This window comes from Nitrospirota bacterium (assembly GCA_016180645.1).
Taxonomy (GTDB): Bacteria; JACPQY01; JACPQY01; order JACPQY01; family JACPQY01; genus JACPAV01.
The window spans coordinates 1-24,589 of the sequence record JACPAV010000003.1 but is presented as its reverse complement, the minus strand read 5'-3'; the positions used below and the strand labels follow the sequence as shown (position 1 = coordinate 24,589).

General features: G+C 59.0%; 19 protein-coding genes. 14 read left to right on the top strand and 5 right to left on the bottom strand.

Annotated elements, in window-relative coordinates; translation table 11 throughout:
• Positions 1-149 precede the first annotated feature (149 nt).
• From HYT87_01725 to HYT87_01710, 4 genes are all read left to right on the top strand, one after another.
• Positions 150-767 carry a hypothetical protein gene (locus HYT87_01725; protein ID MBI2058469.1) on the top strand — a complete coding sequence of 206 codons (618 nt, stop codon included), beginning with the start codon at positions 150-152 and terminating at the stop codon, positions 765-767.
• Positions 768-780: 13 nt separating this feature from the next.
• Entirely contained in the window at positions 781-1,860 is a 1,080-nt protein-coding gene (locus HYT87_01720) for a hypothetical protein (protein MBI2058468.1), read from the top strand.
• Positions 1,861-1,997: 137 nt separating this feature from the next.
• Positions 1,998-3,266 (top strand): ATP-binding protein, encoded by a 1,269-nt coding sequence (locus tag HYT87_01715; GenBank protein ID MBI2058467.1) that lies wholly within the window; start codon positions 1,998-2,000, stop codon positions 3,264-3,266.
• A gap of 848 nt (positions 3,267-4,114) precedes the next feature.
• A complete protein-coding gene (locus tag HYT87_01710; protein MBI2058466.1) occupies positions 4,115-5,362 on the top strand; it encodes a hypothetical protein in 1,248 nt (415 codons plus the stop codon).
• Here the strand turns inward: HYT87_01710 and HYT87_01705 are convergent, their stop codons facing one another.
• Genes HYT87_01705 through HYT87_01685 form a run of 5 tightly spaced genes read right to left on the bottom strand, consistent with a single transcriptional unit; the run spans position 5,363 to position 10,506 of the window.
• On the bottom strand, positions 5,363-7,027 hold the full coding sequence (locus HYT87_01705; protein ID MBI2058465.1) for a methylmalonyl-CoA mutase family protein: 1,665 nt from the start codon (positions 7,025-7,027) through the stop codon (positions 5,363-5,365).
• A gap of 19 nt (positions 7,028-7,046) precedes the next feature.
• Positions 7,047-7,559, bottom strand: a complete 513-nt coding sequence (locus HYT87_01700) for a biotin/lipoyl-binding protein (GenBank protein ID MBI2058464.1) — start codon at positions 7,557-7,559, stop codon at positions 7,047-7,049.
• Positions 7,560-7,564: 5 nt separating this feature from the next.
• On the bottom strand, positions 7,565-9,103 hold the full coding sequence (gene accC / locus HYT87_01695) for an acetyl-CoA carboxylase biotin carboxylase subunit (protein ID MBI2058463.1): 1,539 nt from the start codon (positions 9,101-9,103) through the stop codon (positions 7,565-7,567).
• 16 nt (positions 9,104-9,119) lie between these two features.
• A complete protein-coding gene (locus HYT87_01690) occupies positions 9,120-9,437 on the bottom strand; it encodes a zinc ribbon domain-containing protein (protein MBI2058462.1) in 318 nt (105 codons plus the stop codon).
• Between the two features lie 16 nt (positions 9,438-9,453).
• Positions 9,454-10,506 carry a diguanylate cyclase gene (locus HYT87_01685; protein MBI2058461.1) on the bottom strand — a complete coding sequence of 351 codons (1,053 nt, stop codon included), beginning with the start codon at positions 10,504-10,506 and terminating at the stop codon, positions 9,454-9,456.
• Positions 10,507-10,838: 332 nt separating this feature from the next.
• Between HYT87_01685 and HYT87_01680 the strand changes: the two genes are divergently transcribed.
• The 10 genes from HYT87_01680 to HYT87_01635 all read left to right on the top strand — a co-directional run bounded on the left by HYT87_01680 (position 10,839) and on the right by HYT87_01635 (position 24,163).
• Positions 10,839-12,347: an HD domain-containing protein gene (locus tag HYT87_01680; protein MBI2058460.1), complete on the top strand. Its 1,509-nt coding sequence runs from the start codon at positions 10,839-10,841 to the stop codon at positions 12,345-12,347.
• Positions 12,348-12,378: 31 nt separating this feature from the next.
• Entirely contained in the window at positions 12,379-13,263 is an 885-nt protein-coding gene (locus tag HYT87_01675) for a 3-keto-5-aminohexanoate cleavage protein (GenBank protein ID MBI2058459.1), read from the top strand.
• 4 nt (positions 13,264-13,267) lie between these two features.
• Positions 13,268-14,833, top strand: coding sequence for an acyl-CoA carboxylase subunit beta (locus HYT87_01670; GenBank protein MBI2058458.1), 1,566 nt, complete (start codon positions 13,268-13,270; stop codon positions 14,831-14,833).
• 156 nt (positions 14,834-14,989) lie between these two features.
• Positions 14,990-16,177 (top strand): SIR2 family protein, encoded by a 1,188-nt coding sequence (locus HYT87_01665; protein ID MBI2058457.1) that lies wholly within the window; start codon positions 14,990-14,992, stop codon positions 16,175-16,177.
• Positions 16,170-18,041 (top strand): ATP-binding protein, encoded by a 1,872-nt coding sequence (locus HYT87_01660; protein MBI2058456.1) that lies wholly within the window; start codon positions 16,170-16,172, stop codon positions 18,039-18,041. The genes HYT87_01665 and HYT87_01660 overlap by 8 nt, the downstream gene beginning before the upstream one ends.
• Before the next feature lie 15 nt (positions 18,042-18,056).
• A complete protein-coding gene (locus tag HYT87_01655) occupies positions 18,057-18,512 on the top strand; it encodes a retroviral-like aspartic protease (GenBank protein MBI2058455.1) in 456 nt (151 codons plus the stop codon).
• A 44-nt stretch (positions 18,513-18,556) separates the two neighbouring features.
• Entirely contained in the window at positions 18,557-19,201 is a 645-nt protein-coding gene (locus tag HYT87_01650; GenBank protein MBI2058454.1) for an MBL fold metallo-hydrolase, read from the top strand.
• A 72-nt stretch (positions 19,202-19,273) separates the two neighbouring features.
• The gene (locus HYT87_01645) at positions 19,274-20,146 is read left to right on the top strand and encodes a hypothetical protein (GenBank protein MBI2058453.1); all 873 of its coding nucleotides are present in this window, start codon (positions 19,274-19,276) and stop codon (positions 20,144-20,146) included.
• Entirely contained in the window at positions 20,130-23,264 is a 3,135-nt protein-coding gene (gene uvrA, locus HYT87_01640) for an excinuclease ABC subunit UvrA (protein ID MBI2058452.1), read from the top strand. The genes HYT87_01645 and uvrA overlap by 17 nt, the downstream gene beginning before the upstream one ends.
• A complete protein-coding gene (locus HYT87_01635) occupies positions 23,261-24,163 on the top strand; it encodes a cysteine synthase family protein (protein ID MBI2058451.1) in 903 nt (300 codons plus the stop codon). Before uvrA ends, HYT87_01635 begins: the two co-directional genes overlap by 4 nt.
• Positions 24,164-24,589 lie beyond the last annotated feature (426 nt).

The following is a 24,589-nucleotide window of genomic DNA, read 5'->3' as shown; positions in this document are numbered from 1 at the left end:
AGGGTTGGGGTGAGGGTTTCCCCCGTAGAACCGGGCTGAATACTTCTTGCACTTGATCTGCCATTGTCATATGAACAGGGTGTGGGACGCGGAGGGCCTTCCGAGGCCATGCGCGTCCTCCGGAATCAAGACATGACGAGGGAGGAAATATGACTATCTCACCACCGTCCGCATCCGGCCGACCGCCTCTCAGGCGAAGACGATACCTCATCGACCGCGGCCTTCAGATCGCCATCGTGCTGGAGATCTGGATTTATCTTGCGGCCTACACCGCCCTCCTTCTGGCGCTCATGCTGTATCCCGCGCTCAAGGCGGCTCTCTCGCCCGATACGGACGGCCACCGGCAGTTTCAGGCGGCCCAGCAACTCTTCTTCGCCAATGGCTGGATGGTGCCGGCCACGCTGACGGTCTTCGCCATTCTCGGTCTCGTAGCCATCGTATGGTCGAACCGTTTGGCGGGGCCGATCTACCGGCTGAAACTGATCACGAGACAAGTGGGCGAGGGAGATCTTTCCGTTCGCATCAGGCTGCGCGAGAGAGACTACCTCCAAGATTTCCGTGAAATCTACAACCAAACCCTGTCCACATTGTCCACCAAGCTCCAGGCGGCCCAGAACTTGAGCAAAGTTCTGGTTGATGAAGCCGTGGCCCTGAGCGGCCGACTGCAGGACGGCAAAACATCGGCGAACGACGCGGCAACCGCCGCGAAATTGCTTGCGGCGAAACAGGAAGAATTGGACCGCGCCCTCAGCGCCTTCAAGACTTGATACCCGAAGTTCCATGCTTAGAAGTCGCCTGATCGTACTGGTGTCGCTCCTCGCGGTCATCGCGGCCATGGTGGCCACGATTCGAGGAGGTCGCCTGAGGCGATGGGCGATCGGCGTGCTCGATCGGGTTCCTTCCACTCCACTCAATGTAGGGGAGGAGATGGCCCGGAAGCTCGAATCCGATTGGGTGACCTACGAGGCCACCTTCGTCTCCCTGGAATCCCACACCACGATCCAATACGAGGGGCAGGTTTCACTCACCGACGAATCCGCTCGCCCGCTGGATATCCCGCGCATCCGCGCATGGAATCGCTGGTGGGCGCCCGCCCTCAATGAAGCTTCAGAAAGGTATCTCCCGGAGGGGCTGGAAGCCGCGCCTTTCCGCGATGGCACGCTCTACGTCGAACAGATGGGGAAATTCCTGCTGGCCGGACGCACCCCCACGAGCACGCGCCAGATGGACCTGCGACCGGTGTTGGAGGCGTCGTGGAAGGAAGGCGAGCGCCCGAACTACTGCCGCATGTATCCCGAGGCCGCCTTGTGGAATCACCGGCTGACCGGAGTCGAGTCGTCCATCGTTATCATGGGCCCCGGAGGCTGCTTCTGGCCGAAGGAAGGTGATCGTCGAGTTTCAGCATTTGGCTTTGTCGCGCGTCGGTGGGGCTCCATTCAGGATCAGGCTTCGGGGAGCTTTCAAGGCGACGTGGAGTGGACCGAGTGGGTGGTGTTGGGCGAGCGGAGAGGATTCTACTGGAACTGGCTTTCAGATCCGTCGGGCCGAACCTTGGTGTCGAGGGGTGGGGCCTATTTGGATGGAGAGACCATCTCCAATGCGCGTGTGGAGGTGACGCTGGGCGACATAACGCCGTCCGCGGCCTTGGAAAGCGGCGATCCGAAGCTGCGCGAGCGGAAGGTCCGCCTCGAATCCGGTTCCGTGAAGTTTGAATACTCCGGGAATCCCGAAGGCGCCGCCGTGAAAGTGTCGGAAGGAAAACTGGCCTACTCGTTCCAGTGTGAAAACGTGAAACTCGACGGCATCAACGGCGATCCCCCCACCTCCTGCCGCGGCTCCGGCCTCGTTGCGCGCCGCTGACGCGTGCAAAGTGCAGCCCGCGTGAACGGGGCATTTGATCCATGCGATTGCGAATCGGGTCGCTCTGATCGAAGCCTGCGCCAGAACAGCAGTCCATCCATGACTCCCTCCGTCCTGTGCTATGATTCTTTCCAGAGATGATTTCTAGAATCGAGGCCCTTAACTATCGTTGTCTGCGCTACTTGGATCAGGGTTTGGACAGATTCCAAGTGTTGGTCGGTCCCAACGCAAGCGGCAAATCAACGTTCTTGGACGTACTCGCGTTCATGTCGGATCTGGTCTACTTCGGGCCCTACCAAGCCGTTTCAAGGAGAGCCCCGGAGTTACGCGATCTTGTATGGATGCGCGAAGGTGAAGCATTTGAATTGGCCGTTGAAGTCAAGTTGCCTGAATCGCGAAGGGCGATGCTCAAGAATGGAAACTACGGCCGAGCAAGATACGAAATTCGAGTTGGGGCGAACAAGGAGAATGGCACGATTACACTGCTGAGCGAAACCTTTTGGCTCGCCCCGGATCCGGACAAGACGACCGGAATCTATCCGCAAAAAGACTTGTTTCCTCAGCCCCCGCCGCCCCCAATCACTATCGTCACGGAAACGGGCCGGAAATCACCGCCAGGATGGAAAAAAGTCGTCAACAAAGTCGCGGAATCTGGGAATGATTATTTTTCGTCCGAGACCTCGGCGTGGAACAACCTGTTCCGATTGGGTCCACAGAAATGCGCCCTCGCGAATCTTCCTGAAGATGAAACGAAATTCCCGACGGCAACTTGGTTTAAGCAGCTGCTGATGCTGGGAGTGCAAACACTGACTCTGAACAGCGCCAAGATGAGCCAGCCGTGCCCCCCTGGTGCTCCGAAATTCTTTCTTCCAGATGGATCCAATCTTCCTTGGGCGGTTGAAATCCTCAAGAGCAGGGACAAGCAGAGATACTCGGCGTGGCTGGCTCATGTACGGACTGCACTCCCGGATCTGAAAGCGATCCGAACCGTTGAGAGGAGTGAAGATCGAAGCCGATACTTGATCATTGAGTATGAGAGCGGGCTGAAGGTCCCATCATGGCTCGTTTCAGACGGAACCCTCCGCATGCTCGCACTGACGCTCTTGGCATATGTCGCGGACGTCCAACAGGCAACGTTCTTGGTCGAGGAACCGGAGAATGGTGTGCACCCGAAAGCAGTCGAAACGGTTTACCATTCCCTCTCTTCCGTATATGACGCACAAATCCTCCTGGCAACGCATTCACCCGTTGTGCTGAGCATTGCCAAACCGAATCAGGTCCTCTGTTTTGCCAAGAACACCGATGGCGCTACCGATGTGGTACGGGGCTCTGAACACCCCAAACTCAGGCAGTGGAGAGGAGAGACGGATTTGGGAACGCTCTTTGCGAGCGGCGTTCTCGGGTGACGCCAAAGCGTGCAGAAAGACCTCATCACCCTTGTTGCAGACAAGAATATCGATCACAGCATACGGGCGATCTTGTCTCGGCCAAAATCCTTGGGGACACGTTCCATTGATTCTGAAACATACGTTCATCAGCGGAGGGATCCAGGTGTCCTCAGGGAATCTCGACAGTTTCTCCAGCCTCATGTCCAGACGTTCAGGCATGCACTCGTGGTTTTCGACTATTCGGGTTGCGGCCAAGAGGCTATGGCACCGGCCACCCTCGAATCGAATCTGAAGATCTCTCTTTCCGCTGGCGGCTGGGGAAATAGGGCGGAAGTCATCCTGATCGTTCCTGAGATTGAAAACTGGGTCTTTGCGGATTCCCCCCACGTAGCACGTTGCTTGGGTTGGCAAGCTCGGTGGGGGAATATGCGCACTTGGATGGAACACAACAACTATTGGATCTCCGGGCGTGCAAAACCAACCGACCCTCGCCTCGCAATGGAAGCCGTCTTGGAGAAGGCTCGCATTCCCCGCTCGTCCTCGATATACGCCTGTATTGCACGAAGCGTGAGCCTTCGTAGGTGCTCGGACTCAGCGTTCCTGAAGCTGAGACGGGTGCTGACCGAATGGTTCCCCGCCCTGGGTTCAGGATGATCCGCCTCACATGCACGCACGCGCATGGGGTCCGCATGCGGTCACCGCATGCCGCATGGGGTCACATGCCGCATGGGTTCAGGTCTTTCATTCATGCATTGCTCGGATCGGTGGAGATCCCTTCGGCGGGGAGGCTTCCAAGAGGTTGACGCTCAGCGCGCAGGGGAGTAGGGTCCGGTCGTTAGGCAATTGGCATCTAATGGAGGTGTACTGTGGGTGAGAAAAAGTTTTTGACGGGTTTTCTCGCGGTTGGATTGGCTTTCGCCGGTTGCGGGGCGCAAGAGGACACGAAGACTTCAGGCTCGGGATCGGTAAGCGGCGCCAGTGGAATCGGCGTCAGCGCATCAGATGTTGGATTCGACCTTCCAAAATCAATCTCGTCTCAATCCCAGGTGCGTGGCGCCCCCGAACGGGCGACGACCCTCACGGCGGCCCAAAAGGCGGCGGTCAAAGAGATCTTCGGTGCCATCCGGTTGTATGTGGGGATCGGGGCCCAGTTCCGCGACCTGATCAAGGACATCGTCGGCAATGTCCCGACGAATCTGCCGGACAACTGGAGCGGCCCCATCGAGAATGGGAAATTCAACCTGACCGTGCAGAAGTCCACGAAAACGGGCCTGACACACAAATTGACACTCGATCCCCTTCCTGCCGATGGCTCGCGTATCATCGTGCTGGAGTTCGACAACGTCGGCCGCAAAAAGGGCATCATCACGCTCAATCTCAATAGGATGGATCCTTCGCTGCCCAAAGAGGGACGCGTTCGTCTGACGTTCGACGCCTCGAACGAGGCCGACAAGCAGATGGTGATCGAGGCTTCGGGGTTGCTGGAGAAACAGGACCCGCTGGACGACTGGAAGATGGACGCCATCAAGCTCGATGCGCGGAAGCAGGGGAGTATCATCCTCCTTTCTGGCAACAGCCACCACCCCTACGCCGGGGCCGATGACAAATGGTTCGGGCAGGCAGCCCGCAACTACGTGTTCGTGGCCAGGATCGATGAGGCGGCGGACCGCGCAACGGTGAAGCTCGCCGTCCCCACCGATGGCGTGAAAACGGATGCCAACTTCTTCACCACCTACGGCGTCGGGGCCGTTTTCACGGACGCCGTGTACAGCTATGCGAAGAACGCGCCGAAGGCTGAAATGGACTTCGCCGCGATCGCGGCGCTGCTCCAAACCACCGGCAAACTCAAGGAGGGCGTTCCGACGTCGAATGCCGTGATGACAAAAGCACAGTTCCTGGACATCCTCCGGGTCGTGGGCGAAGTCGATCCTAATAACAAGGAGGTGGCGAATATTTCCTTCGTGATGGCTCTGGACAATCCCGTCTTCTTTGATGCGAGCGGCTACGTGTCCAACGGCTCCACCACGCCCACCGGCTATTCGGCTCCGGCGGACTTGGACAAACTCGCGATCATCGAACCCACGGAAGTCCGCGACCTCAAGGTTGATTTCTGACTATACGATCTTGATCTCGCGGTGCTCGCCGAAGACCTTGCGCAAGGTATCTGAAATCTCGCCGACCGTGGCGTAGGCCTCCACGGCCTCGAGAATGGGGGGCATCAGGTTGTCCATGCCCCGTGCGGCGGCTTCCAGCCGCGTAAGGGCAGCCTGCGCCTTTGAAGCATCGCGATTCTTGCGAAGTCTCTGGAGCCTCTTTCTCTGCGCTTCTTCCAATCGCGGATCCACCTTCAGAATCGCCTTGTCGAAGGCGTGCGGCGAGGAATAAGCGTTCACGCCGACCACAATCTCTTCCTTGGTTTCAAGAAGCCTCTGGTACTCCGTGGCGCTCTGGAGGATCTGGTTCTGGATATATCCTTTTTCGATGGCAGTGAGCGCGCCACCCATTTCCTGAATCCTGTCCAACAGGTCGCCGGCCCGCTCCTCGATTTGGCGAGTGAACGACTCCACGGCCCAGCTCCCGCCGAGCGGGTCGATGATGTCCGCCACGCCGCTTTCGTGGGCGATGACCTGCTGGGTGCGCAGCGCGAGCATGACGGACTCTTCCGTGGGCAGCGCCAGCGCCTCATCGTAAGCGTTCGTGTGGAGCGATTGCGCCCCACCGAGAACGGCCGCGAGGGCCTGGATCGTGACACGCACGACGTTCGTCATCGGTTGCTGCGCCGTGAGGGAACAGCCCGCCGTCTGGGCATGGAACCGGAGCGTCCACGATTTCGGGTCCTGCGCCCCGAATCGGTCCTTCATCATTCGGGCCCACATCGTCCGCGCCGCGCGGAACTTGGCCACTTCTTCGACCAGATTGTTGTGGACGTCGAAGAAAAACGAGAGTTGTGCGGCGAAATCATCCACCGGGAGCTTCCGATCCAAAACGGTTTGGACGTATTGAACGGCGTGGGCAAAGGTGAACGCGACTTCCTGGACCGCCGTGGCCCCCGCCTCACGGATGTGGTAGCCGCTGATGCTGATCGCGTTCCACTGCGGCACGTGTTTCGAGCAGTACTCGATGATGTCCGCTACGACCCGGAGCGAAGGCCGGGGCGGATAGATGTAGGTGCCCCTCGCCACGTACTCCTTGAGAATGTCGTTCTGTACCGTTCCCCGCAGGACCTTCGGGTCGATGCCGCGCTTCCTCGCGGCGGCGATGTACAGCGCGAGGAGAATCGACGCCGTGGCATTGATGGTCATCGAGGTGCTGATCTTGTCGAGGGGGATGCCGTTGAAAAGCTCCTCCATGTCTTCGAGACTGGCGATGCTTACGCCTACGCGACCGACCTCTCCCGCGGCGCGCGGGTGGTCGGGATCGAGTCCCATCTGCGTGGGCAGGTCGAAGGCGACGGACAATCCGGTCTGTCCCTGCGTCAGCAAATAGTGATAGCGCTTGTTGGTTTCCGCCGCGTTTCCAAAGCCGGCATACTGGCGCATGGTCCAAAAACGACTCCGGTACATCGTCGGCTGAATTCCGCGCGTGAAAGGCGGTTCTCCGGGGTACCCCATCTGATTCGCCCATCCAGTTCCATCCACGTTGGAATCGTCATAGACGGGCTCGATGGGGATGCCGGAGGTCGTTTGGAAAACCGGCTTCCGCTCCGCCACTTTTCCCTTCGCCTTGGCGTAGACTTCCCTCTCCCAACGAATTCGAGATCCGCTTTTCTCGGGTGCCATGCGATCCCGTGAAGGGCCGTCAGGCCGGGTCGTCCACGATCAGAAGGGTCTCGCCGGAATCAACGATATCGCCCTCGCGTGCTTCGACCTTGGCAATCAATCCGTCCTTCGGGCATTTGATCTCGTTCTCCATTTTCATGGCCTCGATGATGGAAATGCAATCCCCGGCCTTCACGCGGTCTCCCTCTTTGCAAAGAACCCGGAGGACCTTTCCCGGCATCGGAGCCAGTACGGGCACGCGGCCTTTTTTCGCGCTTCGCCGGGCGGCATGGACCGTCCCCCCCGATCCCGATTTCACCTCCGCGTCCCAGGTGTGGCTGCCGTGGGAAATGCGCACTTTGTCGTTATCCAATCCAGAGATGCTGTAGCGAAGGGAGTTGCCCTGGGTGAGGAGGGAGAGCGTCCGGGAATCGATCAGAGAAACATCCAGCGCAAGTGTGCGTCCTCCAACCTGGGCGTGCAGGACCCGTTCGGACTGCCGTTGGATGTCGACGTCGTGAGTTTGTCCTCCAATGAAAACGGTGTATCGCATGGGGATCAACGCAGAGCCATCTTGCGGCCGGTGACCAACCAGGGGCTGATATCGCCCGAATGATTTCCCGCGGCGACCTGTGCGGAGGCGGATTCGCGATCCAAGTGCCGAAAGACGGCCGCGGCCAGGGCGGCCATCTCGGTCCCGGCGCCGTTATCGAGGTTGACGGATTTCGAGAGGAACTCATCATCGATGAAATGCGTATCCAGATCGCCTGCGCGGAAGCGCGCGCTGTCCATCAGCCAGAGAAGGAAGGGAATGTTGTGCCGGATGCCCTGAAGGTCGAACTCGCCCAGGGCGCGTTTCATCCGGCCCACGGCGTCCAGCCGGTCGACTCCCCACGTAACCAGTTTCGCGAGAAGCGGATCGTAGAACACGGGCACGGTCCATCCCTCGTAGATGCCGCTGTCCACCCGGACCCATGGACCCGAAGGCTCGTGCAGCCGGCTGATCGTCCCCGGGGCCGGGAAAAACTTCTTCGAGGGGTCCTCGGCGTAAATCCGGCACTCGATGGCCCAACCGGAAGGGCGGATATCCTCCTGGGTCCAAGGCAGGGCGGCTCCGGCCGCCACACCGAGTTGCGCCTTCACGAGATCGATTCGATTCACCAGCTCCGTCACCGGATGCTCCACCTGAAGGCGGGTGTTCATTTCGAGGAAATAGAAGTTCTGGTCCGGATCGACGACGAATTCGACGGTTCCCGCGTTCACATAGCCGACCGCTTTGGCCGCCTGAACCGCCGCCTCACCCATGCGGCGGCGCGTGTCCGCCTTGAGGAAGGGCGAAGGGCATTCCTCGACGACCTTCTGGTATCGCCTCTGAATCGAGCACTCGCGCTCGCCCAGGTGGACGGCGTGGCCGTGAGCGTCGGCAAAGACCTGGATTTCAATGTGTCGGGGCTTGCGCACGTACTTCTCCATGTACACTTCGCCGCGGCCGAAGGCGGATTTCGCCTCGGAGGTGGCGCGCTCAAACAGCTTGGCAAAGTCCGTCTCTTTCTCCACGATCCGCATTCCTTTCCCGCCGCCTCCCCCCGCGGCCTTGAGAAGAACGGGATAGCCGATCTCGCGGGCGAGCCCCTTCGCATCCTCGATGTTGTCGATGGGCTTCTTCATGCCGGGCACGATGGGCACGCCCGCCTCGGCCATGAGTTCGCGGGCGCGGGTTTTCGATCCCATCAGATGGATGGCCTTGGGGGGGGGGCCGATGAAGGTGATCCCCCGGTCGGCGCAGGCCTGGGCGAATTCCTCGTTCTCCGACAGAAAGCCATAGCCGGGATGGATGGCCTGCGCCCCCGTCTTCTTCGCCGCATCGAGCAGTCGCTCGGTGTTGAGGTAGCTTTCGCGGGGGGCGGGCGGGCCGATCTCAACGGCCTCATCCGCTTGGAGCACGTGGAGAGCCTTGCGGTCGGCCTGTGAAAATACGGCCACCGACCGTATCCCGAATTCGCGCAGCGCGCGGATCACCCGGACGGCGATTTCGCCGCGATTGGCAATCAGAACTTTCTGGAACGTCTTACCTGCGGCCTCGGCGAATGACGGCATCGGGGTAGGAGAGGACTCAGCGGCTGGAATCGGCGGTGGAGGAGGATCCCGTCGAGGGGGTCGACGCCTGGGACTTGGGCTCGCTCTTTGTTTTGCTTTCGGTCTTCCCCGAGTCGGTTGATCCCGAGTCGCTCTCGCGCTGGCGCTTCGATTCCTTGGAGGCATAGTCGGTCTTGTACCAGCCGCTACCCTTGAGGATGAAGGAAGTGTTTGAGATTTGCCGCCGCGAACGCGTTCCGCATTTCGGGCACTTCACGCTCTTCGCGTCGGTGATTTTCTGGAGGTACTCGAATTGATGAGAGCATGAAGGGCATCGGTATTCGTAGATGGGCATGGATCTCCTTCTGCAATTACGCTTGAGCGACAACCACTTTGTCGCGCCCGGATTCCTTGGCGATATACAGCGCGTCGTCGGCCACCCGGATCAATTGGTCGATGTGGGTCACCTTGTGGCGGGGCCAATTCGCCACGCCGAGGCTGACCTTGATCTGGAGCGAGGCATCGGCGCCCGGAAAGGGATTGCGAGCGACGTTCTTCCGTATTTTCTCGGCCGCCGCCACCGCGCCGTCCAGTTCGGTCTCGGGAAGAATGATGGCGAACTCTTCACCGCCGTATCGGGCCACCACGTCCGATCCGCGAAGGCTTGTTTGCACGAGGCCGGCGAGTTCTTTCAGCACCATGTCTCCAACCTGGTGGCCGTGAGTATCGTTGATTTCCTTGAAATGGTCAATGTCCAGCAGAATGAACGAAATCGGCTTCTGGTAGCGGACGGAGCGGCTGAATTCCCTCTCCATCACCTCGATGAAGTGCCGGCGGTTGTACACCCTCGTCAACTCGTCCACACTCGCGAGTTCGCGGAGTTGGTCGCGGCTCTTCTTGAGTTCGAGATGGGTCTTGACCCGCGCGCGAAGCTCGGGTCCCCGCTCGCTCCAGTCTCCTTTCTCGACGTAGTCGGAGGCGCCGAGATCGAAAGACTTCACCTTCGTCTGCCAGTCCTGCCGGGTCGTCAGCATCAGGATCGGGATGTCGCGGAAATGGCGGCGCGCCAGGCCGAGGAATTTCAATCCGTCGATCCCCGGCATGTTGACGTCGCAGATGACGAGGTCGATCTCGTTCCGCTGGAGGGCCTTCACGCCTTCGGCTCCGCTGGCGGCTTCGTAGTGATTTTCGAACAGGCGTGACTCCTTGATGATGGCAAGGATCGCCTGGCGCGTGGGATCGGAGTCGTCGATGACGAGGACGCCCTTGCCCCTGACCACGCTGTCCGTCTGGATGGGGACGGGGAGATGAGCGACCGTTCCCGCACGGCGGTCCGGTGGAATGTCTGCGGAGTCCGTCGCGGCGGGATCACGTTGGAACGGTTGGAGTTCAGGATCGTCGGGTGAGACGGGGGTGGGGTCCATTCGGAATCATTGTAGTCCAACGTCGCGCGTGCGACAAGGGAACGGCCTCGGGCGGAACCCCAAGCGTCTGGGAGGGAGGAGCCGGAGGGAATCCGTTTGACACAGTGCGTCATGACCGGTACGATCGGACAAAATGTTCTACTATAGTGTACTTCCATCGGACCCGGTGGACTCAGGGGAATGCGAGGGCGGGTCCCGCCGGCTCGGGGGGACACGGGGCGGCTCGGGGTGGAACCGATCGGGACCGTCCAACGAAAGGAAGGCCAACTTGCAGTCCGCCTTGAGATTGCTAGAATACCCCGTTCGGAGGTGGACCCCTGAGAAAGATAGCCGTGGATGATCTGGCGACCGGCGTGATGCTGATGTATCCCGTCTATCACGAGAGCGGGATGCTCCTTCATTCGAAGGGCGATGTCCTCACACCCGATCACGTGGGCTTGATGAAGAAAGCCGGGATCCAAATTGTGGCCGAGTTGGGACCGGAGGACTGGCTCGAAGATTTTCTCTTTCAATGCCGGGCGGCGGCGATCCCTGTGAAAGACCTCGAAGTGGGCTCCACACTGGCCTATCCCCTCAGCAACGACAAGGGCGTCCTGTTGATCGAAAAAGGCGTGAAGATCACGGAGGGAATGAAGAAGGGTCTGGTCAATCGCAACTACGTGAATTTGTATCGCGAGCGATCGGGGGAGGAGCGGCGTCAGCACGAGCCGGAAGCCTACCTCTCGATGATCCGCCGGGAAATGCCGCAGCCCTTCAAGGTGGAATCCCTGAAGTTCCGCGACTCCGAACTTCTGAAAGACGACGTCGATCTGAGCCTCGAGACGATCGAGAAGCAGCTCCAGGAACTGGACTTGGACGTGCGTCCGATGGGCCGCCCCCTGCACAAGGAACTCTCGCGGAAGGACCGGGCGCGGCGGCGCACGGAGTCGGAGATCGCGCGGTCGTTCGGGGTCTACAAGAATTGCCTGACCCACACGGACAAGATGATGCGCATGCTCAAGGAGAACGAAACCTTCTCCGGCTCACGCGTGGGTGACCTCTGCCGGGAAGTGATCGGTCTTCTGGTGGACGACAAGGAGCTTCTCCTCAACTTTACCAACCTTCGCTGGCAAGGCACCTATCTGCCGTCCCACAGCATCAACGTGTCCATCTTGGCGATGAACATCGCCACCGCCCTGGGGTACAATCCGACGCAGGTTCTCGAGGTCGGCTACGGCGCCCTCCTTCACGATATCGGCATGCTCTGGGTGCCGGAGGAAATCATCAACAAGAAGGGAAAACTGACGCCCTACGAGCGGATTGAAGTGAACAAGCATCCGTATCACGCGGTGACCATCCTGCGCCGTATCCGCGGCATGCCGGCGACGGTTCCGCTGATCGTCTTCCAGGTGCACGAGCGGCTGGACGGCGGCGGGTATACGCGCCGGTACTCGGAGGACAAAATCCATCGCTTCGCCAAGATGATCAGCGTGGCCGACGTGTACGAGGCGCTCACCAAACCGCGGGCCTACCGGGCGGCCTACAAGCCGCACGACGCCATGCGGCTCACGCTCCAAATGGTCTACCGGAAGGAAGTGGACGCGGACAGCGTTCGCGCCTTTCTCCAGTACATCTCCCTGTATCCTATCGGCAGCTACGTGCGGCTCTCCGACGACCGCGTGGGCCGCGTCATCGGCGCCAATGAGGAAGACTACACGCGTCCCGTTCTCCGTGTCATGTGGAAGGGCGACCAGCCGCTTGCAGAATCGGCCGTGGTCAATCTCATGGAGGAAAAGAACGTTCGGATCGTGGAGGCCCTTAGAAGCGCGGACACGGCCGAGGCGTTGTTCGAAGGGTTTTGATCGTTCCCATCAGGACTGAAAGGGGTCTGAAATGAAATTCGAAGACAAAGTGGTGATCACCTGCGCCATGACCGGCGCCCTGGCCAACCGAAAGCAGGCGGAAGGCATCCCGTACACACCGAAGGAGTACGGAGAGGAAGCCAAACGGGTGTACGACGCGGGTGGCGCGGTCGTCCACATCCACGCACGCGAGGAGGACGGCACGCCGTCGCTCCGTCCTGAAATGTACCGCCGGGAGCGGGAGGAAATCCTGGCGCGATGCCCTCTCATCATCAACTTTTCCACGGGGGCCATTGGCGTTCCCCCTGAAGACCGCATTGCTCACATCCAGAATATCCGCCCGGATATCGGGGCCCTCAACATGGGGAGCGTCAACTATCTGAAGTACTCCGCCAAGCGGAAGCAATTCGTCTGGGATTTCACCTTTCAGAACAACATGAGTGAGATCATCTTCTTTGTGAATGAGATGAACAAGGTGGGCGTGAAACCGGAATGCGAGTGTTTCGATACCGGTCACGTGAACAACTCCCACCACCTGATCGAAATGGGCGTGCTTAAGGCGCCGCCGGATTACAGCCTGATCCTGGGTAGCGGGGGGACCGCCGCCGAGCCGGAAGACCTCCTCCATATCATCCGGAAACTGCCGGTAGGAGCCACCTGGAAGACCATTCCGGTGAGTCATGCCACCTGGAGACTCACGGCTACCGCGCTCGTGGTCGGCGGAAACATCCGCGTAGGCTTCGAGGACAATTTCTATCTGCCGGACGGGAAAATGGCCCGCTCAAACGGCGAGCTGGTCGAGGCGGCCGTCAAGATGGTCCGTATGGTCGGCCGGGAGGTGGCCACGGTGGATGAAGCGCGCCAGATTCTCGGATTGCGGCCCCGCGTGGACGCTGCCGTCAAATCCGCCGCGTAGGACCATGGGCGCGCTGGAGTACTGGCAGGGCCAGGTCGAAGACCTCGAAAAGCGGCGGGCCCGTGCGCTGGACATGGGCGGGCCGGACAAGATCAAGCGGCAGCACGACAGGAACAAGTTGACAGCCCGGGAACGCATCGCGCTTTTCTTCGATCCGGGCACGTTTGTCGAGATGGGCATTCATGGAACGCAAATGATGACCGATGAGTATGCGGCGGCCGACGGCGTCGTCAGCGGCTACGGAAAGGTGAACGGCCGCCGGGTGGCCGTCATCGCATACGATTTTACGGTCTTCGGCGGGTCCATGGGGCAGGTGGGTGAAACCAAAGCCACGCGGATAAGGGAGATCGCCCTGAAGGACCGAATGCCCCTGGTGTGGTTCGTGGACTCCGGCGGCGCTCGGATCCGGGCGGCGCAGGGAGCGGGTCATCCGGACATGGTGTCGCTCTTCGCCGGGACGGGTCACCTGTTCCGGGAGGAAGTGATCATGTCGGGCGTGGTCCCGCTCGTCGCCGCGATGATGGGGCCCGGCATGGCCGGCACGGCGTACATTCCGGGTCTCGCCGATTTTGTCCCCATGGTCAGCAACATCAGCTCGATGGCCTTGGGCGGCCCACCGCTGGTGAAGGCGGTGACCGGCGAGGACATCAACGAGAACGATCTCGGCGGAGCAAAAATCCATTGCGAAGTGAGTGGGTGCGGCGACGTGGAAGTGTCCAATGATGAGCAGTGCATCAATCTGGTGAAAGACTACTTGAGCTATTTTCCCTCTCACAACGGCGAGAAACCGCCGGTCCTGCCGTGCGACGATCCGATCGACCGGAAAGATGAGGATTTCCTCAAAGTGGTGCCGGACAATCCGCGCGGTGCGTACGACATGCACAAACTTATCAAGCTCGTCGCGGATCATGGCAAATTCCTGGAATTGAAGCCCCGCTGGGCGCGGAATCTCATCACGTGCTTCGCGCGGATCGGGGGCAGGCCGTGCGGCATCGTCGCCAACAACCCGATGCACTACGGCGGCGTCCTCGATATCAACGCGTCCGACAAAGCCGCTCGGTTTGTATGGATGTGCGATGCCTTCAACATCCCGCTCGTATTTTTCCAGGACGTGCCCGGTTTCATGATCGGAAGCAAAGTGGAGAAGGAGGGCATCATCCGGCATGGGTCGAAGATGCTCTTTGCGGTGAGCGAGGCGACCGTTCCCAAACTGACCGTGGTGGTGCGCAAGGCCTACGGCGCGGGATACTACGTCATGTGCGGCCGGGCCTTCGAACCGGACCTAATCGTCGCGTGGCCCACGGCGGAAATTTCCGTCATGGGCGCCGAGGGCATGGTCGGCATCTTCGGGCGGAGCACGAAGGCCGCGGAAATGACGGAGGAAGCCAAGAAGAACATGGCCGATATGATCCGTCCGTACATCAACGCCTACAAGTCCGCCGGATGGGCGCTGGTGGATGACGTGATCGATCCCCGTGAAACCCGGCTCAAGCTTGCCCAAGGTCTCGACCTCTACTGGAACAAGGTGGTGGAGCGCCCCTGGCGCAAGCACGGCGTCCTGCCTGTGTGAACGGCAGTCACCCCGCATCGCCGGGCAAGCGGCGGATCTTCGGACGTCACTGTTTCCGATTTTCACCTAAAAAGAACGGTCAAGAACTCGGGGGGACGCCAAGAATATCAACAATGACTCAAAGACGGAACCCAATGACGGTACAACGTCCTTGCCATGATCGAGAACCTCAAGGCCGTACTTCAGGATTGTAACCTCAACTTCCTGTTGGGGGCGGGGCTGTCGCAACCGTATCTGGCGACACTGGGGGGCATCGAAAAGCTCTTGACCGAAGTAGAGGTGAGTGCCTTGCCGGTGGAGAAGAAGCAAGTCATTCGATTCGCCCTCTACTGCAAATACTTCGATGCAGCCATTTCCAGAAACGTCGACATATTGGACTCAGCGGTGGAGGCGGACGAGACTCTCGGACACTACTGTGACTTCCTAAGGATAATCAACGGGATACTGCTTGACCGAAAATCGACGCTCCTTGGCAAGGAGGCGAATCTCTTTACGACCAACCTAGACATCTTCTTGGAAAAGGCTCTAGAGAAGCTGTCCTTGGAATTCAACGACGGATTTGGCGGACGCTTTGCCCCGACCTTCGACCTTGGAAATTTCAAGAAGTCTCATTTCAAACGGAGCCTCCAATACGACAACGTGTCAGAGATACCCGTTTTCAACCTGCTGAAGGTCCATGGCTCCTTGACTTGGTGCAAGATGCCCGGCGTACGAATGGGCTTCTCCAGTGACCTGTCGGCGGTCCGACGCTTGAAAGAACTGCGAGCGGGATTGCCTGAGGTTCTAGCCGTGCCAGAGGGTACCACTGTGGAGACACTTTCCACCGCGGCCACTGGCCACAAGTTCGAAGGGTGGATGAATTGCTTTGCTCAGGCATACGAGGATTTGCTCATTGTCAACCCCACCAAGGAAAAATTCAAACTCACTCTCCTCAACCATCAGTATTACGAGCTTCTCCGAATATTCTCGAATGAGATGGAAAAGGAGAACACCGCGCTCTTTGTCCTTGGTTTCTCCTTCGCGGACGAGCACCTCCGGGCCATCACCCTTCGCGCTGCGGACTCCAATCCGACGCTCATGATTTACATCGTGGCCTACAGCGCGGAAGCGCGGCAAGATATCGAGACCAACCTAGGGTCGCAGTTCAAGAACCGCAACGTGAAAATCATCGCCCCGACTCAAAAAGCCCAGTCGGGTTCCCTACCTTCAGACGAGTTCAAGTACACGCTCGCAGAGATCAGCCGCAGGCTCTTTTCGAGTATCACCGATCAGCCATTTCCATCCGGGCCGAGCCGCGTGACAATGGCTGAAGGGGAGGCCACCGGGGGGAACGTAGATGAATAACGAGAGGATCGCGGATGATGCGATCTTCAAGATCGGCCGAGTGATATCGGTTGACGGACGCGTTGTCAAGGTTGCCGTCGACAAGATGAAGAACTCGTCCCACCTGATCTACCAGGGCGGGGTGCATCGGAACATTGCAGTAGGCGGTTACGTGAAAATTTCCAAGGGGTTCGCCAGAATCATCGGCAAGGTTGATGGTGAGTACATCGGAGAAGACCTCCAGACCAGGGAGAAAGACTACGCTAGCGGAAGACAGAGGGTCAGCCGGACGCTTGTCGTGAAGCTGCTTGGATTTCTTGAAGGCAACCGGTTCGAGCGTGGGATCAAGGAGCTTCCCCTGATCGATAACGAATGTTTCCTGCTGCACAGAGACGAGGTTGAGAAGGTTCACGATTTCCTGGCTGTGGGAGACGATCCGATCACCATTGGCACGCTGGCGATGGAGAAAGGGCAGGACATTCGTGTTGGGGTCAACAGCCTACTTGCCAGTCATATTGGAATCTTTGGAAACACTGGGAGCGGGAAGTCATACACGCTGGCCAAGATATATCGTGAGCTCTTGAGGAAATACAAGGATCGTCCAAACTTCCAGCGACACGCCAAGTTCTTTCTGATTGACTTCAACGGAGAGTATGTCGGTTTCGATAGGAACGTAATAGTTGAGCCGCGATACAAGAACATCTACGAGCTTTCGACCAGGCTGCCAGAAGGCGGTGATCGCTTCCCGATATCGCATGAGATGATCAACGATCCGGCCTTCTGGGTTGTTTTCCTGGAGGCAACTGAAAAAACGCAGACCCCTTTCTTGAATCGCGCGCTGTCCAGCCCTTATCTCTCAGACATGGTGCGAGACGCGGTTCGGTTGAAGCTGTTGATGGTGGAAATCATCTTCTCTGCGATCATGAAGGGCGACAGGACGATAGAAAAAGGCATCGTGGTCAGTTTTCTGAGGGAACTGAATGAATGCCTCGGTGGCCACGGGGACATTGCGGCCTTGGCAGACGATTTCGAATCCCATTTGCAATTCCACAATGTTCAAGCCACGTACTACTACGAAAGCGGCGGACCGCGGATATACGGAAACGCGCCCGAGTTCAAGGCACAAGTTGTGGAAGCGAAGGTGTCTCCACTGCAGGTCTCGGTAGCCAACATGACTCCGATCGACGAGATCCGTCTCCGTATTACCATCCAGTACTACCAGGACATCATCCGCGGATTCTCCAACCGGGAACATCTTGCACCCCTGATCAAGCGGCTCGACAAGCGGGTTGATGACTTGAAGAAAGTGATAACGATTCAGCAAGCGCGGACCGACGCTGAAGATGCGAATTTCACGATCGTCTCCCTGCGCGAAGTTAACATTAGGATGAGGAAGATCCTTCCCTTGATGCTTTGCAAGAAGATGTACGATGCCAGGAAGGAGGCAGACGATGAAGCCGGAACTCTAAATCTGATCGTCGATGAGGCGCATAATATCCTCTCGGAGGAGTCAGAACGCGAGAGCGAGCAGTGGAAAGATTACCGGTTGGAGACCTTTGAGGAGATCATCAAGGAAGGGCGAAAATACGGGGTCTTTCTCACGATAGCGAGCCAGCGCCCACACGACATATCGCCCACGATCATATCCCAGCTTCACAACTACTTTCTTCACCGGCTCATCAACAATGAGGACATCAAGGCCGTCGAAAGGTCAGTCTCCTACCTCGACAAAGTCTCCTTCGAAGCCCTCCCGATCCTACCCACCGGTACCTGTATCCTCGCCGGGCTCATCGCCAGGGTCCCTGTGGTTGTGGAGGTCGGCAAGATTGAAGAGGATTTTGAGCCCAACAATAAGACGGTCGGCCCAGTGGCATTGTGGCAGTGACGATCAATCTGCTACATGTCGGCGTCAACTTGGCGTTCCGACGAACTGAAGAGCCGATTCACCCACGTTGGGTTTGATGCTATCATCATTCCAATGAGAGAAATTATTGTTCCAGTTCGGGTAAGGGGCAATCGCGGCGAAAAACGGGTCCGCATGCTATTTGATACGGGGGCCACCTCAACCTTCATCAGGGCCGACATCGCGAGGGCCGTTGGGATTCCAGTGAAGAACCCGAAGCCCATCCCCGTTGTCCTCGCCGATGGATCAAGGGGCAAACCCGTTCGTGCCAGTGTGACTATCCTGATTGAGTTTAAGGGTGTCTGGCTGCCCGTTTCGGCCAACCTCCTTGAGGAGTGCTCCTCTGAATTGATCCTCGGCTGTTTCGATATGGAGCAGTATGACATTCGTCCCATTCCACGTAACGGAAGCTACACGATTCCCAAGCCTAAACTACTCGCGAAACTCATCTGAAGAAAATTGTTCCCGGACTTTGGCTCCTCGAATCGGGCGGGTTCGTGAATTCCTACCTCGTCGATTCGGATGGAGATCTGTTCGTGGTAGATGCCGGTCCGCCTGGAAAGTTCAACGAATATGTTCGGGAGGTTGAGAGCGGCGGCTTCGATCCGAAAAAGATCGCCAAGGTCGTGATCACCCATTACCACCCTGACCATCTGGGGAATGCCGCAGGGTATTGGAAGTTCGGCATTGAGAACGTCTTGATCCATGCCGACGATGCGGAAGTTCTCCAGGGAAAGAAGCCGGTGCCGCGCGGCCGCGGAGTCGTGGGTACGGGCCTCAGTCTCGTTTTCGATCGGATTCTTTTCAGATTCGAGCCGGTGGCGAAGGTTCAGCTCATGAAGGAGAACCAAGCTGTCGATTCGGCGGGTGCCTGGAAAGTCGTCAAGGCCGAGGGCCATACTCCCGGTTCCTGCGCGCTCTACAATGAGAAAACCCGGACGCTCATAACGGGTGACGCCATGAATACTCGCATGGGGAAGCTCACGGGTCCCAATGCCCTGTTCACGGCTGATACGCGAAAAGCGTGGGAGAGCGTTCGCCGACTGTCCCAGTTGGACATTGACACCCTCGCCTGCGGCCATGGGCATCCGATTCCTTCCGGTGCCGGTCGCCTCCTCCGCGACTTAACCGGCGAAATCTAGCGGATCCGCACGCCCCGGTTGTTTCCACGCGGCGCTCCTCGACTGGCGAGCCGTGGTATAATGCCCCGTTCAATGAACGATCCTGTCTACCTGGTCGATGGCACGGCGCAGATCTACCGCGCCTTTTATGCCATTCGCGGACTGACCGCAGGTGACGGCCGCCCGACGAACGCGGTCTATGGCTTTACCCAGATGCTCCTCAAACTGTTCCATGACAAGAATCCGAAGTACCTCGGGATGGCTTTTGACGTGAAAGGGGAGGTGTTTCGGGACAAGCTGTACGACCAGTACAAAGCCAATCGGAAACCGATGCCGGACGATCTTGTCCCACAGATCCCGTACATCAAGGATATCGTCCGCGGGTTCTCGATCCCCGTGCTGGAGCGCGAAGGCTTCGAGGCGGACGACGTCATTGGGACGTTGGCGAAACGGTCCGCCGAAGCGGGGTACCCGGTGTTGATCGTCTCCAGGGACAAAGACATGATGCAGCTCGTGGACGAATTCATCTCCGTCTACGACCCGATGTCCGACGAACTGTTCCGCCGCGATCAGGTGATCGAGAAGTTCGGGGTGACGCCGGAACAGATGCCGGACTTTCTCGGATTGGCCGGGGACGCATCGGATAATATCCCGGGCGTGACGGGGATTGGGCCGAAGACCGCCCTGAAACTATTGTCGGAATACGGCTCGATCGAGAAGATCTATCAGGTCCTGGATTCGATGCCCGATGGAGTGGCGAAGGTGAAATTGACCGGAAGCGAGGAGAAGGCCCGCCAATCGCGGGAGTTGGCGACGATTCGGACCGATTTGGACCTCGGGCTTTCCGTGAACGATCTTTCCCGAAAACCGTGGATGACGGCGGATCTGCGACGCCTCTTCCTCGATCTTGGATTCAAGAAGTTCCTTGCGGAACTGGAGTCGCCCCCCCATGGCCTCTTCGCGTAAGAACGGCCGGCGCCGTTCGAATGGGCAGGAGCGCACCCGTGAGGAGCGCGCTTCCCAGAGATCGCATCCGGGTAGCCGCAGGCTTCAGCCTGCGTCCGAACGCGGCTCGATCACCGGCCCTCGGATCGTTATCCGGGGCGCCCGGGAACACAATCTCAAGAACGTCGATCTCGCCATTCCACGCGACAAATTGGTGGTCCTCACGGGGGTTTCCGGATCGGGTAAATCATCTTTGGCTTTTGACACCCTCTATGCCGAAGGTCAGCGTCGCTACGTGGAATCGCTCTCGGCCTACGCGCGGCAGTTTCTGGAGCAAATGGACAAGCCGGACGTGGAGGCCATTGAGGGCCTCTCGCCGGCCATCTCCATCGAGCAAAAAACGGTTTCGAAGAATCCGCGCTCGACCGTGGCCACGGTGACCGAGATTTACGACTATCTTCGCCTTCTCTTCGCGCGAGCCGGAACGCCGCACTGCTATCAGTGCGGGAAGATCATCCACTCGCAGACCGTTCAACAGATGGCGGATCGCATCCGCGCGATGGCGGCGGGAACACGGTTCAACCTCCTGGCGCCGATCGTTCAGGCGCGGAAAGGCGAGTACCGAAAGGAATTGGAGGAACTCCGCAAGGGCGGATTCGCGAGGGTCAAGGTGGATGGACATATCCTGGATCTGGCCGACCCGATCGAACTGGACAAGAACAAGAAGCACGACATCGAACTGGTGGTGGATCGCCTCGTGGTCAAACCGGAGCTCGGGCCGAGGCTGACGGATTCTCTCGAAACGGCCTTGAAATTCTCCTACCTGGCTCCGGGGAAGTCCGGCGGGCTGGTCCGGGTGGAGGTGGTCGATGAACAGGGCAAGCTGAAGGAGACGCATCTGTTCAGCGAGCGGTACGCATGCGTGGACTGCGGGATCAGCTACCCGGAAATGACGCCGCGCATGTTCTCCTTCAACAGCCCCCAGGGGGCGTGCCCGGAATGCACGGGGCTGGGTACAAAGCTGTTTTTTGATCCACGCCTCGTCGTGCCCAGCACGTCGCTCTCCCTGCGCGAGGGAGCCATCGCGCCGTGGCAGGATTTGGAGCCGTCGGAATTCGAACCGTTGATCCAGGCCTTGGGCAAGCACTACGGGTTCAGCATCCACACACCGTTCAAAGATCTCTCGGATCGCATCCAGAAAATGGTCCTGTTCGGCTCCGGCAGCGAGCGGGTGGATCTACCTTCGCGCTTGGGCGATCGCAGGGAAAGGACCTGGGCCGGAGTCATCCCACAGTTGGAAGAGCGATACCGGGAGCTCGAAGGGAGCTGGCACCAGTGGGAGCTTGAACGCTACATGGGTGAGAAGCCGTGTCCGCTGTGCAAGGGCGCCCGGGTCCGGAAGGAGAGCCTGGCATTCCGCGTCAGTGGAAAGAACATCCACGAGGTAGTCCAGATGTCGATCCTCCATGGGATCGAGTTTTTCGGACACCTGACTTTGGGTGCCCGGGAGCAGGAGATCGCCAAGCGCGTCTTGAAGGAGATTGTGGAGCGTCTCCGGTTCCTCGTCGATGTAGGCTTGGACTATCTCACGCTGGACCGGCCTGCCGCGACGCTCTCGGGCGGGGAGGGCCAGCGCATCCGGCTGGCCTCTCAGATCGGGTCCCACCTGGTCGGAGTGCTCTACGTCCTGGATGAACCGAGCATCGGCCTTCACCAGAAAGACAACCGGAAATTGCTCCAGACGCTCTGCCTCCTGCGCGATTTGGGGAACAGCGTGGTGGTGGTTGAACACGATGAGGAAACGATTCGCACGGCGGACTACGTGGTGGATCTCGGGCCCGGCGCCGGGGTCCGAGGCGGCGAAGTTGTGTTTGCCGGGAACCCGAAAGAGCTGGAGAAATGCCCAGACTCACTGACGGGGCGCTTCCTGTGCGGCAAGGATTTCATTCCCGTGCCTGCGCAACGGCGCGCGGGGAACGGGAAGTCCATCACCCTGGTGGACGCCTCTGCGAACAACCTCAAGAACCTCACCGTCTCGTTTCCGCTCGGTGAGTTCATCTGCATCACGGGAGTCTCCGGCTCCGGCAAGAGCTCACTGGTGTTGGACACGCTTTACCGGGCGATGGCCCAGAAACTTTTCGAGTCCCGGGCGGCGGCGGGGCCGCATCGCGATCTCGTCGGAGCCCATTTTGTCGATAAGGTAATCGATGTGGACCAATCGCCGATCGGCAGGACCCCGAGAAGCAATCCGGCGACCTATACGGGACTGTTCACTCCGATCCGGGAACTCTTCGCGCAGGTTCCGGAGTCGAGGTCCCGCGGCTACAAGGCCGGCCGCTTTTCCTTCAACGTGAAGGGCGGGCGTTGTGAGACCTGCGAAGGCGACGGCGTAATCAAGATCGAAATGCACTTCCTGCCGGACGTGTATGTCGTGTGCGAGGAATGCAAAGGCCGCCGATACAACCGGGAAACTCTTCAGGTCCTGTACAAGGGGAGGCACATCTCGGAAGTTCTCAGCATGACCGTGGACGAGGCGTTGGTCTTCTTCGAGAATATCCCGGCCATCCGTGAGAAGCTCAGAACGCTTGTGGACGTGGGGCTGGGCTACGTGAAACTCGGTCAGGCGGCGACGACGCTCTCCGGCGGAGAGGCTCAACGCGTGAAACTCTCCAAGGAGTTGTCGCGGAGGAGCACGGGGCGGACGCTCTACATTCTCGATGAGCCGACGACAGGCCTGCACTTCGCCGACATCCGGAACTTGTTGCGCGTGCTACATCGACTGGTGGAGCTGGGCAATACAGTCATCGTGATCGAGCACAATTTCGAAGTCATCAAGACGGCGGACCACATCATCGATCTCGGGCCGGACGGGGGAGATGCGGGAGGAAAAGTTGTGGCTCTCGGAACGCCTGAGGCGGTCGCGAAGGTCAAGGGTTCCTACACGGGCCAGTATCTGGTGGACGTTCTCCGGATCGGCAGGCAAGGTCCGCTTACACATTCCCAGGCTCTCCTTGCAGATTCGAGCCGTCGATCTCCGACGGCGAGCAACTATCCCGTTGTTGAATCGCAGCCGGTGGGTGCTAGGAGATTGCCGGCATCTTTGCCGACTCCGGGGATCGGCACCAAGGAGTTGGGGTGAAAATCCTTCCCACCGTGGTGGACCAGATCGGCAGGACCCCGCTGCTGCCTATCCGCCATATTTTCAAGAAGAACGGCGTCGAAATTTGGGCCAAGGCGGAGTGGTTCAATCCCGGCGGGTCGGTGAAGGATCGTCCCGCCCTCAACATGATTGTGGAGGCGGAGAAGAGCCGGGTCCTCACGAAGGACAAAACGGTCATTGATGCCTCGTCCGGGAATACGGCCATTGCCTATGCCATGATCGGAGCCGCCAAGGGGTACCGTGTGACCGTCTGCCTTCCGGAAAATGCGTCAACGGAGCGGAGACAAATCCTGCGCGCCTACGGCGCGGAGCTTGTCTTTACGGACCCACTCCGGGGGACGGATGGAGCGATATTGAAGGTGCGCGAAATCGTTTCGAAAGATCCAAAGAAGTATTACTACCCGGACCAATACGGTAACGACAACAACTGGAAAGCCCATTTCAAGACCACCGCACCCGAAATCTGGCGCCAAGTCGCAGGACGGGTGACGCACTTCGTGGCCGGGGTCGGAACGACAGGAACGTTGATGGGCGTTGGGCGGAGGATGAAGAAGTTCAATCGCAGGATTCAGGTGGTGTCGGCACAGCCGCTTGAGGAGTTGCATGGGATCGAAGGACTCAAGAATCTGGAGGCCGTGGAAATTGTACCGAGGATTTACGATCCGACCGTTCCGGATCGGACGATCCGGATTCGAACGGACGAAGCCTACGCGATGTCCCGGAGGCTGGTCCGGGAAGAAGGACTATTCGTGGGCCAATCGTCCGGAATGGCCCTCGCCGCGGCGGTGAAACTCGCCGACGAGATCAAGAAGGGCGTCATCGTCACCCTCTTCGCCGACGGCGGCGAGAAGTACCTCAGCACCCGGCTGTTCCAGTAGGCCCGAAGCCCGGCATTGCAGGGGACAGGGTACTGCGTTTCATGGATTGCGCTGAGCGCGATGTTTGTGCATACGCTCCCCAGAATTCCCCTCGCTCGTCCGACCCAAACGCTCAGTGTGCCACTGCCGTTCGCGTTGACGTTCTTCGGAATGGCCCCTAAGCTCGACTTTTGCCAATTTCCCATGCCGTATCAACATAACTTCACGAGGGAAGGTCGTTTTTCAACCGTGAATTTTGAAACAGGAGCCGTTTTCCGGGCTCGTTACAAAATTGAGTCCTCAAAACCTCCCTCGTATGGAAAGATTTCTTCACACACGCCAAGAAATTGGCAAAAGTCGAGCTTAGAGCCTCTGACAGAATGCCGATTCGTAGGGGAGCATCTTCAGATGCTCCCTCTTGTCGGGAGGGTCTGAAGACCCTCCCCT

Bases quoted from the DNA above. Each gene is read 5' to 3' on its own strand.
- HYT87_01725 (MBI2058469.1), top strand. From the start codon at position 150: ATGACTATCTCACCACCGTCCGCATCCGGCCGACCGCCTCTCAGGCGA.
- HYT87_01720 (MBI2058468.1), top strand. From the start codon at position 781: ATGCTTAGAAGTCGCCTGATCGTACTGGTGTCGCTCCTCGCGGTCATC.
- HYT87_01715 (MBI2058467.1), top strand. From the start codon at position 1,998: ATGATTTCTAGAATCGAGGCCCTTAACTATCGTTGTCTGCGCTACTTG.
- HYT87_01705 (MBI2058465.1), bottom strand. From the start codon at position 7,027: ATGGCACCCGAGAAAAGCGGATCTCGAATTCGTTGGGAGAGGGAAGTC.
- HYT87_01700 (MBI2058464.1), bottom strand. From the start codon at position 7,559: ATGCGATACACCGTTTTCATTGGAGGACAAACTCACGACGTCGACATC.
- accC (MBI2058463.1), bottom strand. From the start codon at position 9,103: ATGCCGTCATTCGCCGAGGCCGCAGGTAAGACGTTCCAGAAAGTTCTG.
- HYT87_01690 (MBI2058462.1), bottom strand. From the start codon at position 9,437: ATGCCCATCTACGAATACCGATGCCCTTCATGCTCTCATCAATTCGAG.
- HYT87_01685 (MBI2058461.1), bottom strand. From the start codon at position 10,506: ATGGACCCCACCCCCGTCTCACCCGACGATCCTGAACTCCAACCGTTC.
- HYT87_01675 (MBI2058459.1), top strand. From the start codon at position 12,379: ATGAAATTCGAAGACAAAGTGGTGATCACCTGCGCCATGACCGGCGCC.
- HYT87_01670 (MBI2058458.1), top strand. From the start codon at position 13,268: ATGGGCGCGCTGGAGTACTGGCAGGGCCAGGTCGAAGACCTCGAAAAG.
- HYT87_01665 (MBI2058457.1), top strand. From the start codon at position 14,990: ATGATCGAGAACCTCAAGGCCGTACTTCAGGATTGTAACCTCAACTTC.
- HYT87_01660 (MBI2058456.1), top strand. From the start codon at position 16,170: ATGAATAACGAGAGGATCGCGGATGATGCGATCTTCAAGATCGGCCGA.
- HYT87_01655 (MBI2058455.1), top strand. From the start codon at position 18,057: ATGTCGGCGTCAACTTGGCGTTCCGACGAACTGAAGAGCCGATTCACC.
- HYT87_01645 (MBI2058453.1), top strand. From the start codon at position 19,274: ATGAACGATCCTGTCTACCTGGTCGATGGCACGGCGCAGATCTACCGC.
- uvrA (MBI2058452.1), top strand. From the start codon at position 20,130: ATGGCCTCTTCGCGTAAGAACGGCCGGCGCCGTTCGAATGGGCAGGAG.